Source organism: Staphylococcus edaphicus (genome assembly GCF_002614725.1).
GTDB lineage: Bacteria > Bacillota > Bacilli > Staphylococcales > Staphylococcaceae > Staphylococcus > Staphylococcus edaphicus.
Genome location: NZ_MRZN01000002.1, coordinates 211,833 through 223,408, shown reverse-complemented (window position 1 = coordinate 223,408; position 11,576 = coordinate 211,833). Strand labels below are relative to the sequence as shown.

The 11,576-nt window shown below is 35.1% G+C and carries 8 protein-coding genes; all 8 read right to left on the bottom strand.

Annotation, left to right across the window (positions count from 1 at the left end; translation table 11 throughout):
- A partial coding sequence (locus BTJ66_RS02575) for a transposase (RefSeq protein ID WP_476661997.1) occupies positions 1-194 on the bottom strand: 194 nt, incomplete at its 3' end.
- A 218-nt stretch (positions 195-412) separates the two neighbouring features.
- Positions 413-2,542, bottom strand: a complete 2,130-nt coding sequence (gene infB, locus BTJ66_RS02570; protein WP_099089426.1) for a translation initiation factor IF-2 — start codon at positions 2,540-2,542, stop codon at positions 413-415.
- Between the two features lie 4 nt (positions 2,543-2,546).
- Complete coding sequence (locus BTJ66_RS02565; protein WP_099089425.1) at positions 2,547-2,864, bottom strand: L7Ae/L30e/S12e/Gadd45 family ribosomal protein; 318 nt, start codon at positions 2,862-2,864, stop codon at positions 2,547-2,549.
- Positions 2,861-3,145 carry an RNase P modulator RnpM gene (gene rnpM, locus BTJ66_RS02560; protein ID WP_099089424.1) on the bottom strand — a complete coding sequence of 95 codons (285 nt, stop codon included), beginning with the start codon at positions 3,143-3,145 and terminating at the stop codon, positions 2,861-2,863. Before rnpM ends, BTJ66_RS02565 begins: the two co-directional genes overlap by 4 nt.
- 17 nt (positions 3,146-3,162) lie before the next feature.
- A complete protein-coding gene (gene nusA / locus BTJ66_RS02555; protein ID WP_099089423.1) occupies positions 3,163-4,365 on the bottom strand; it encodes a transcription termination factor NusA in 1,203 nt (400 codons plus the stop codon).
- A 23-nt stretch (positions 4,366-4,388) separates the two neighbouring features.
- Positions 4,389-4,856 carry a ribosome maturation factor RimP gene (gene rimP / locus BTJ66_RS02550; protein ID WP_099089422.1) on the bottom strand — a complete coding sequence of 156 codons (468 nt, stop codon included), beginning with the start codon at positions 4,854-4,856 and terminating at the stop codon, positions 4,389-4,391.
- Between the two features lie 270 nt (positions 4,857-5,126).
- Entirely contained in the window at positions 5,127-9,443 is a 4,317-nt protein-coding gene (locus BTJ66_RS02545) for a PolC-type DNA polymerase III (RefSeq protein ID WP_099089421.1), read from the bottom strand.
- Positions 9,444-9,860: 417 nt separating this feature from the next.
- On the bottom strand, positions 9,861-11,561 hold the full coding sequence (locus BTJ66_RS02540) for a proline--tRNA ligase (RefSeq protein ID WP_099089420.1): 1,701 nt from the start codon (positions 11,559-11,561) through the stop codon (positions 9,861-9,863).
- Between the last annotated feature and the right edge of the window lie 15 nt (positions 11,562-11,576).

The following is an 11,576-nucleotide window of genomic DNA, read 5'->3' as shown; positions in this document are numbered from 1 at the left end:
AATATTTTTACTAAAATAACAGGATCTATAGATGGTCTACCATTATCAAGGCAATATTTGTCTTCGACAAGTTCATACACAAAATTTAAATCTAATATCGTATCGACTTTACGTAATAAATGATTATTAGGGACTAATTCAGAGATAGAAATCATTTCATATTGATCTCTTTTATCAATTGATTTATTCAACATAATAAACACCACCACTGTTTAATTTACATATATTATAATATTTTTTGTGTAATATTGGCAGTGATTTATGCCGACTCCTGCGGGAATAGCACTAGCCGAAGACTACAGGCTAAGGCAGTGCCCGCGGAAAGCGTGCATAAAAAAACTGCCAACAAAGTCGTAGACTTTGTCGACAGTCTGAACCACGCATTTTTTAAAATGCGTGGTTTTATTATAATTTATCTTTTAATTTCTACCATTTCGAAAGCTTCAATAATGTCGCCTTCTTTTAGGTCATTGTATTTTTCAATTGTGATACCGCACTCATAGCCTTGGGCTACTTCTTTAGCATCATCTTTGAAACGCTTCAATGTGTCTAGCTCTCCTTCGAATTGCACAACACCATCTCTAATGACACGAACGCCTGCATTACGTGTGATTTTACCATCAATAACATAACTACCAGCGATTGTACCAACTTTAGAGACTTTAAACGTTTGACGAACTTCTGCTTGTCCTATAACTTGTTCTTCAAATTCAGGATCAAGCATACCTTTCATAGCTGATTCAATTTCTTCTATAACATTGTAGATAACACGGTGTAAACGCATGTCTACACCTTCAGTATCAGCTGCACGTTTTGCTCCAGTATCTGGGCGAACGTTGAAACCGATAATAATACCATTAGATGCATTAGCTAATGTGACGTCTGATTCGTTAATTGCGCCAACAGCAGTGTGAATAATACGTACATTAACACCTTCTACGTCTATCTTCATTAATGATGCAGCAAGTGCTTCTACTGAACCTTGAACATCACCTTTAATGATTACATTAAGATCTTTCATTTCACCTTGTTTCATTTGTTCAAACAAGTTATCTAATGAAACACTTTTACTTTCTTGACGTTGTTGCATTACATTCGCTTCATGGCGTGCTTCACCAATACGTCTCGCTTGTTTTTCATCTTTAAATACAACAAATCTGTCACCAGCTTGTGGCACATCATTTATACCTGTAATTTCAACCGGCGTAGATGGGCCAGCGGTTTTAATTCGTTGTCCTAAATCATTTACCATTGCACGAATTCTGCCATACGTATTTCCAACTACAAGAGAATCGCCAACATTTAGCGTTCCGTTTTGGACTAATAATGAAGCAGATGGTCCACGTGATTTATCCAATTCAGCTTCAATCACTGTACCCACTGCATTTTTTTCTGGATTAGCTTTTAATTCTTGTACTTCTGAAGTAAGTACAATCATTTCTAATAAATCTTCAATACCATCGCCACTTAATGCTGAAAGTGGAACGAAAATTGTATCGCCACCCCAATCTTCAGGAATCAAACCGTATTCTGTTAATTCTTGCATCACACGATCCGGATTTGAAGTTGGTTTATCGATTTTATTTACAGCAACAATCGTTGGTACTTCCGCTTCTTTAGCATGATTAATAGCTTCAATTGTTTGAGGCATTACCCCGTCATCAGCAGCTACTACAAGTATCGTAATATCGGTAACTTGTGCACCACGCGCACGCATGGTTGTGAATGCCGCGTGTCCAGGTGTATCAAGGAATGTAATTTTTTTACCATCATTCTCAATTTGATATGCGCCAATATGCTGTGTAATACCACCAGCTTCACCAGCTGTCACTTTCGTATGACGGATAGAGTCAAGCAATGTTGTTTTACCATGGTCAACATGCCCCATGATTGTAACAACTGCTGGACGTTCTATTGCATGCTCATCTTCCGTTTCATCATCAAAATAAATCGCTAAATCTTCTTCATCTACAACGATTTCTTTTTCTAATTCAACACCATAATCGTCTACAATCAGTTCTAACGTTTCATCATCTAAAGATTGATTAATATTAGCCATAATACCTAATAAGAATAATTTTTTAATAATACCTGATGAATCAACATTTAATTTTTCAGCAAGTTCGCCAACCGTTATGCCATCTTGATACGTAATTTTCGATGGTATTTCTTTTGGTTCTTCTTGTTTCGGCTGCTTGTTGTTTTTATTGTTTTTATTATTCTTGTTGTTTTTATTATTTTTCTTATTGTTAGGCTTATTATTGTTGGTATTTTGATTGCCTTTATTACCTTGATTGTTCTGGTTGCCTTTATTATTGGCTGATTGTTGTTTGTTTTGATTATTTTGTTGTTGTTTCTCAGCTTGTTCTGTTTGTTTCGCTTTTTCTGGTTTATAAATTTTATCTAATGCTTTAATTTGCTCGTCTTCTAACGTTTGCATATGGCTCGTTACCTCAACGTCCATCTTATTTAATTCATCGATAATTTCTTTACTTTTTATTTTTAAATCTTTTGCGTATTCGTAAATTCTTTTTTTACTCATATAGTCACTCCTTACGATATTCATCAATCATTGACAATAACTTTTTAGCAAAGCCTTGATCAGTGATTCCAATGTTTACACGTTCTGCTTTACCTAAAGCTTGTCCTAATTCAGCTCTCGTTCCAAATATGCGTAATGATATATGGTAACTTTCACATTTGTTCTGTATCACTTTAATTGTGTTATCAGAAGCATCTGTTGCAATAATTACGAGCTTTAGTTTGTTCTTCTTCAAATCATTTAAGATAACTGATTCGCCTGTTTTTACTTTTCCAGCACGCATTGCTAATCCTAAAAAATTTACGATTTTTTCTTTGGTCATTTAGGTATCTCTTCACGATAAATAAGACGTATAATTTCTTTATAAACAGGCTCTAATGTGTCTGCATCAGCTTTAAAATATTTTTCTAAAACACCTTTTTGTTGCGCTTCTTCTACTAATTTAACATCTTTTGATACATATGCACCACGGCCTTGTTGTTTACCTGTCGCATCAGCAAAAATTTGATTATCTTTATTGATAACAACTCTAATCATATCGTTTTTAGGGTGCATTTCATTTGATAATATACATTTACGCATTGGAATTTTTTTCTTTTTCATAAAGTATCCACTCCAATTTATTTTTCTGCGTCTTCGTCATCTAAGTCAACAGCTTCATTTTGTAGTGATTCAGAAGCAACTGCTTCCTCATCAACAATTTCAGATTCAACATCATCATCGACTTGTTCTTGTTCTATTTCATCTTCTATGATTGCTGTTTCATCTACTGGGTAGACACCTGCCGCTCTTGCATCTGTTTCTGATTTAATATCAATCTTCCAACCTGTTAATTTGGCTGCTAAACGCGCATTTTGACCACGTTTACCAATTGCTAATGACAATTGATAATCAGGTACAACAACGACAGTTGATTGGTTTGCTTCATCTACAATAACTTGTAATACTTGCGATGGACTTAATGCATTTTTAACAAATACTTTAGGGTCTTCACTCCATTGCACAATATCAATTTTTTCGCCGCCTAGTTCTTCAACGACCGCTTCAACACGAGCGCCCTTTGCTCCAACACATGCACCAACCGCATCAATATCAGGATTATCAGAATGAACACTAATCTTAGAACGATCACCTGCTTCACGTGCTACTGACTTAACAATTACTGTACCGTCAAATATTTCTGGCACTTCTTGTTCAAATAATCGTTTTAATAAACCAGGATGGCTTCTAGAAACATAAATTTGCGGCCCTTTTGTCGTTTGTTCTACTTTATTGACGTACACTCTAATTCTTTCGTTAGGGATGTAGCTTTCGTTTGGGCTTCTTTCTGCTTCAGATAGTACTGCTTCAGTACGTCCTAAATTTACATAAACATATCTATGGTCTACTCTATCAATTAATCCAGTTACAATGTCATCTTCTTTATCAATAAATTCATCATAAAGAATTTCACGTTCTGCATCACGCAGTCGTTGCATGACAGCTTGTTTTGCTGCTTGGGCACCTACACGCCCAAAGTCACTTGGTGTAACATCTTCTTCATAGATATCACCAATTTCATATGCTGGATTTTTTACTAATGCAGTGTCTAAACTGATTTCTTCTCTATCGTCCATAGATTCTTCAACTACTTCTTTACGAGCAATCACTTTAAAACTACCTTGATCCATATTTAATTCTACGCGAACAGTTCTAGCACTATCGTAGTTCTTTTTGTAAGCAGTGATTAATGCTGCTTCGATAGCGTCAATTAATACTTCTCTAGGAATCTTTTTTTCTTTTTCTAAGTATTCAGTAGCTAATAATAATTCATTACTTGACACGACTTATCATCCTCCTCATCACGTTATATCATTACAGCATGACGTGCTTTTGCGATTTTATTTCTCGGTATTTCAATTTCCTTTGTTTTAGCTTTTTCTTTGACTTCCATAACAATTAGTTCCTCATCAACAGATTGTAAAATACCTAGCCATTCTTTAGAACCTTCAATTGGTGCATATAATGATACAAAAACTGGTTTTGTTACTGCATTTTGGAAATCTTTTTCTTTTTTAATTGGTCTCTCAGCACCAGGCGACGCAACATCTAAATAATACATTTCTTGAATAGGATCTTCTGCGTCCATTACTTCGCTGATTTTTTCAGAAGCTAACGCACAATCGTTTAGATCTACGCCGCCTTCTTTGTCAATAGATACTCTTAAAAAATGGTCTTTTCCTTCTTTGGTAAACTCAACTTCTACTAATTCAAAATTTAAGTCGTTAAGGACAGGTTGAATGATGGTTTCAACTTGCTCAGTTATTTTACTCATGCTGACCTCCTTTTATGGCAAATAGAAAAGAGCGGGTATTATGCCCACTCTTTCTGCCTGAGTCTAATTTTTTAAGCACTATCATTATACCATATGTTCATTTTCTATACAAATAACTATATTTGTTAAAAGGCACAATGACAACTTACTAATCACCTAGCTCAGAATTAATTTAATAAAATGATGTTCGATTGGGTTGTTTGTTTTCTACTAAAACAGCGCTTTTACAACAAAAATGCTTTAGAAAATCATTTTCAAAAAATGTCCTTCTCACATATCAAATATGGATAGTTGTGCTTTATCAGGTAAATTAGGTAATGAACCCAGTTCATCTAAATATTCAATAACTTTTTGAGATAATCCTGCTTTTTTATTTAAATCTTCTTTAGATAAGAATGGCCCCTCTTCACGAGCATCTACGATTCTTTGAGCAACGTTTTCACCTAAACCTGGCACCGCAATAAATGGAGGGATTAAAGTTTCACCTTCAATTATAAATTCAAATGCTTTACTTTTCTCTAAGCTAATTGGTTGCATACGATAGCCTCGTTGGGCCATTTCGTTCATAATTTCTAGTACTGTTAATGTATCTTTTTCTTTCTTAGCTAAATCCATATAGCGAGAATACATGTCATTTACCGTATTACGTATACTTTCTTTATCTTTAATCATAGAAATCAAATCAAAATCAGACGCTCGTACTGTAAAGTAACTTGCGTAATAGTATAAAGGATAATGCACTTTGAAATAAGCAATACGTACAGCCATCAATACATAGGCAGCAGCATGGGCTTTAGGGAACATGTATTTAATCTTTCTACAGGAATCTAAATACCAGTCTGGCACCTCATTATCAACCATAGCTTCTACCATGTCATCCGTTAAACCTTTACCTTTACGTACAAATTCCATTGTTTTAAAGGCTAGCGAAGGTTCCAATCCATTGTACATTAGGTAAACCATGATATCATCACGACAACATATAACACTTGCTAAATCACATTTACCAGAACGTATTAAGTCCTGTGCATTACCTAACCATACATCTGTACCATGTGATAGACCTGAAATTCTGACTAACTCTGAAAATGTTGTGGGCTTCGTATCTTCTAACATTTGTCTAACAAAGCCTGTACCAAACTCTGGTACACCAAACGTTCCTGTCTTACATAATATTTCTTCTGAAGTAACACCTAGTGGATCTGGTGAACTGAATATGCCCATCGTTTCCTTATCATCTACAGGAATGGTTTTAGGATCAATTCCTGATAAATCTTGCAACATACGTATCATAGTTGGATCATCGTGTCCCAGAATGTCTAATTTTAAGACATTATCATGAATTGAATGGAAATCAAAATGCGTCGTCATCCAAGATGAACCTTGATCATCCGCTGGAAATTGAACAGGTGTAAAATCATAAATGTCCATATAATCAGGAACAACGATAATACCACCTGGATGTTGCCCTGTCGTACGTTTAACACCAGTACAACCTTTAACCAGTCTATCTATTTCTGCACCTCGTTTATGAATACCTTGGTCATTCAAGAAGCCTTTGACAAAACCAAAAGCGGTTTTTTCGGCAACGGTACCTATTGTACCGGCGCGGAATACTTTGTCTTCTCCAAATAATTCCTTCGTATAATTATGAGCTTCAGGCTGATATTCACCACTAAAGTTTAAATCAATATCAGGTACTTTATCTCCCTTAAATCCAAGGAATGTCTCGAACGGGATATCTTGGCCTTCTTTAATTAAATCACAACCACATGTTTCACATTTTTTATCTGGTAAATCGAATCCCGAACCGACAGAACCATCATCAAAGAATTCACTTTGTTTACAATCTGGACAAATATAATGCGGTGGCAATGGATTCACTTCGGTAATTTCAGTCATGGTTGCTACAAAACTAGAACCAACAGACCCACGAGAACCAACTAAATAACCATCATTTAATGATTTTTTAACTAATCTTTGAGAGATTAAGTATATTACTGAGAAACCATTCCCAATAATACTTTCTAATTCTTTCTCTAAACGATCAATTACAATTTGTGGTAAATCTTCACCATAAAGTGCTTTGGCATGGTCGTAACTCATTTCGCGAATTTCTTCATTGGCGCCTTCCATTCTTGGGGTATACAATTCATCTTTAATAGGTACAACACGTTCTATTTTGTCAGCTAAATCATTTGTATTCTGCACCACAAGTTCATATGCTTTTTCCTCACCTAAAAAGTGTAATTCGTCTAACATTTCATCAGTTGTTCTAAAATGCGCTTCAGGTAAAGTAGAACGATTTAATGGATTACCAGGTTGCGCAGCGATAAGTATTTTTCGTGCAATAGCATCATGTTCGTTTAAATAATGTGCATTACCTGTGGCGATAACCGGAATATTATTCACATCTCCTGCACGTATCAAACGATTATATATTTCATGTAGTGTTTCATTATCTCTTACTAATTCTCTATCGATTAAATCTTGATAAAGTGCTGGTGGTTGAACTTCTATAAAATCATAATATTTTGCTATACGCTCCACCTGAGATTGATCTTTTTGCATCACCGCAGTAAAAACTTCACCTTCATCACATGCTGATCCCACAAGGATGCCTTCTCTATGCTCATCTAATAATGAACGCGGTATTCTAGGTGTACGATAATAATATTGTACCAATGAGGCACTCACAATTTTAAACAGGTTTTTTAAACCTTCTTGATTTTGGACAATCAGCGTCACATGATTTGGTCGCGCGCGTTTATAAGCATCTTCATTCGATAATGATGTATTGATATCTTGATGATTATGAACCCCTAGCGATTCAAGTTGCTTCAGCATTTTTATAAACATATATGCAGTCGCTTCTGTATCATATATCGCTCTATGATGTTGTGTTAATTCAACACCATATTTTTTAGCTAAGAAATTCAACCCATGTTTACCATATTCAGTATTAATTGTTCGAGACAACTCTAAGGTATCTATAACACCATTCGTTGAGGCGCCAATACCTACATGTTCATAACCTGTATCAATGAATCCCATATCAAATGACGCGTTATGCGCAACAAAGATTGCATCGCCAACCCATGTTTTGAATTCAGTTAGCACTGCTTCAATTTCTGGTGCGTCTACTAACATATCGTCAGAGATATGCGTTAAGTTTTTAATTGTTTCTGATAAGCGTTCGTGTGGATTGCTGAAACGTTCAAATTTATCAATAATTTCGCCATCTTTTACCTTAACTGCTGCAAGCTCTATAATTTTGTCGTATTGATTAGATAATCCTGTCGTTTCGACATCGAATACAACATAAGTTGCTGATTTTAAATCACAATCTTTGGGCTTGTATGCAATAGGAACGCCATCATCTACAAGCATACCTTCCATACCATAAATCATTTTAATGCCATTTTTTTCTGCGGCAGCATGTGCATCTGGAAAGGCTTGGACAACATTATGATCGGTTACGGCGATAGCTTTATGCCCCCACTTGGCAGCTTGATCTACATATGCTGAGATATTCGGAATACCGTCCATTTGACTCATTGACGTATGCAAATGGAACTCAACCCGCTTATCTTCTGCCTTATCTTGTTTCGTCGCTTTTTTAATCTCTTCAATGTCAGACATCATCATAACTAAATCACGCACAAATGTATCTTCTTCGATACGCCCTTGTGCACGTACCCAGTTACCAACACTTAATGCTTTAAAATGGGCTAAGTCATCTTTATTCTTACGTGTAAACATTTTCAACACTAGTGAATCTGTATAATCCGTTACTTTTAATTCTACAATATGACGGCCACTCTTTAACTCTTTTAAATTAATATCAAAAATAACGCCTTCTACGGCAACTTTAAATTCTTCTTCAATAATTGAGTCTATTGGACGGACATTTTCAACTTGAATCGGTTTCCCAATTTGGCATTTTGAAACTGAACTTTCATTATTATCTTGTTGTTTTGCCTTTTCAGCTTTCATTTTTTCTAACTTTTCAGTTGCTTCACGTGCACTTTTCTCATCTTCTTCTTGGATATGTGCTTCCAATGAAGCTAAATCGCCATCATTTACTGCACTATCTGTTTCAAAAACGACCTTACTAATATTAAACCCACACTGTTGAAAGGCTGCAATTAAACTACCATTACAGGCTTTATCAAAATGATCACGTTCAACATCGTTTTGACACATCACTTTCAGCACATCACCCGACATAATTAATCGTTTTTGTTTTAATTGTCCTTTAACCTTTGGTGACAACTTTGTTTGATCAATACAATGACTAAAATATTTTATGGCAAATTCATCTTGATTTGCTGTATCTTTTATCGTGATATTACATTTTACGTCTGCAATTGTTTTAAATTCTTCAGTAATTGCACTTGTGAAAAGTAGGTAATCTTCTATTGCTAAAAAATATGGGAATGTAATTTGAAACACCCATGAACGATCCACTGTTTTAACGTCTACACGGGTTAACTCACTTTGTGTTAATATGTCAGAATCCAAATGCTCTGCAATTTTAATTTGGTCAGCTAGGATTTTAAATTTTTCCTCATTTGTCATTGCCATGACGATAACCACCTTACTGTTAATTACACTGTTTTACTTGTATGTTATTGATTACATTTTATGACGGTGTATGTATTATTTTTCATTCTCTTTATTATAACTAAATATATTTGAAATTCTAATAGTTCAACTTATTGGATCTAATGCATAAATTTTACAAATAAATAAATGGGAGCGGGACAGAAATCAAAGGTTTAAATTTGATCTCATATGCCCGCCCCCACAAGACTGAATAAATAATTAAAAATATTGAAATCATTATTTTTAATTATTAAACAGCTACCGTGTACGCTCAAATCTATACATACATCAGTATTTAAAGCGCTATTTTTGTTTCAGCCTCATGATTTTTATAGGCATCAATTACCTATTTACATTAGCCATTATAACAAATTGTCATAGCTGCTGCTTCAAAAATTATATATTAGAATATAACGTATTCACATAATTAATTAAATTATCGACATGTACGTCGTCACTATCACCGGTGTCGCGTCGTTTAACCTCAACGATACCTTCAGCAGCATTTTTTCCAACAACTACACGTATCGGTAATCCGATTAAATCAGCATCATTGAATTTAACACCTGCACGTTCTTTACGATCGTCGTATAAAACATCGAAGCTTTCTTTTAATTGTGTATATAATTGATCAGCTAATTCACGTTGATCATCTTTTTTAGGATTAATCGTAATTAAATGTAAATCAAATGGCGTTACAGATTTTGGCCAAATAATGCCATTTTCATCATTATTTTGTTCAACAATGGCACTCAATGTTCTTGATACGCCAATACCATAACAACCCATTAGCAATGGTTGTGCTCTACCTTGATTATCTAAAAATGTTGCGTTCATTGCTTCAGAGTATTTAGTACCAAGTTTAAATACTTGCCCCACTTCAATGCCTTCAGCAAAATGTGCCACGCCAGAACCGTCTGCTAAAGGTTCTCCTTCTAGTATAAATCTAAAATCTCCAAATGCTTCAACCTCGAAATCACGACCAATATTGGCATTTAATAAATGATACCCATCTTCATTTGCACCAACTACAATATTAGTTAAATCCTGGATATAATTGTCAGCGTAAATTTTAATTTCTTTATCAAATACTGGACCAAGTGATCCTGGCTTAGCACCTAAAAGATTTACTATTTCATCTTCCGTAGCCATCTCAATATTATCAGTCTCAAAATAGGCCTTTAATTTGATATCATTCAATTCATGGTGACCACGTACCAAAACCATAATAAATTCCCCATCTACTTTAAATATCATAGATTTCGTTATTTGTTCTAATGGCTTTTCTAAGAATGTTGCTAATTCTTGCGCAGTATGAATATTGGGTGTTTCAATTTTTGTTAACGCTTGTACATCTTCGTGCTGAACATTTGCTTGATACACTACTTCTGCTTTTTCAATATTTGCAGCATAATCACTCTGCTCGCTATACACAATCGTATCTTCACCAATTTCACTTAACGCCATAAACTCATGTGTATGGCTACCACCAATTGCTCCTGAGTCTGCAACAACTGGACGTGCATTAATGCCAACACGTTTAAATATACGGCCGTACGCATCATACATATCTTGATATGACGCGTCTAAAGAAGCTTCATCTGCATGGAATGAATAAGCATCTTTCATGATGAATTCTCTGCCACGTAATAATCCGAAGCGTGGACGCTTTTCATCTCTATATTTAGATTGTATTTGGAATAAAGTCAGAGGCAATTGTTTATATGACTTCAATTCATCTCTAACTAATGAGGTTACGACTTCTTCATGTGTTGGTCCTAATGCAAATTCGCGACCATTACGATCCTGTAAACGCATCAATTCTGGACCATATGCACTCCAACGACCTGATTCTTCCCATAATTCTGCCTGTTGTAAGGCTGGCATTAGGATTTCAACTGCATCAATACGTTCCATTTCTTCACGCACAATCGCTTCAATATTATTTAACACACGTGCAGCCAAAGGCAGATAACTATAAATACCACTTGTGCTTTGTTTTATTAAACCTGCTTTCAATAATAAACGGTGACTTAGTGCTTCTGCACCTGCTGGCACCTCTTTCATAGTTGGTATAAACACTTTAGATTGTTTCATATAAACACTTCTCTC

Excerpts from the sequence above, each read along its gene's own strand:
- infB (WP_099089426.1), bottom strand. The coding sequence starts at position 2,542 with ATGAGTAAAAAAAGAATTTACGAATACGCAAAAGATTTAAAAATAAAA.
- BTJ66_RS02565 (WP_099089425.1), bottom strand. The coding sequence starts at position 2,864 with ATGACCAAAGAAAAAATCGTAAATTTTTTAGGATTAGCAATGCGTGCT.
- rnpM (WP_099089424.1), bottom strand. The coding sequence starts at position 3,145 with ATGAAAAAGAAAAAAATTCCAATGCGTAAATGTATATTATCAAATGAA.
- rimP (WP_099089422.1), bottom strand. The coding sequence starts at position 4,856 with ATGAGTAAAATAACTGAGCAAGTTGAAACCATCATTCAACCTGTCCTT.
- BTJ66_RS02545 (WP_099089421.1), bottom strand. The coding sequence starts at position 9,443 with ATGGCAATGACAAATGAGGAAAAATTTAAAATCCTAGCTGACCAAATT.
- BTJ66_RS02540 (WP_099089420.1), bottom strand. The coding sequence starts at position 11,561 with ATGAAACAATCTAAAGTGTTTATACCAACTATGAAAGAGGTGCCAGCA.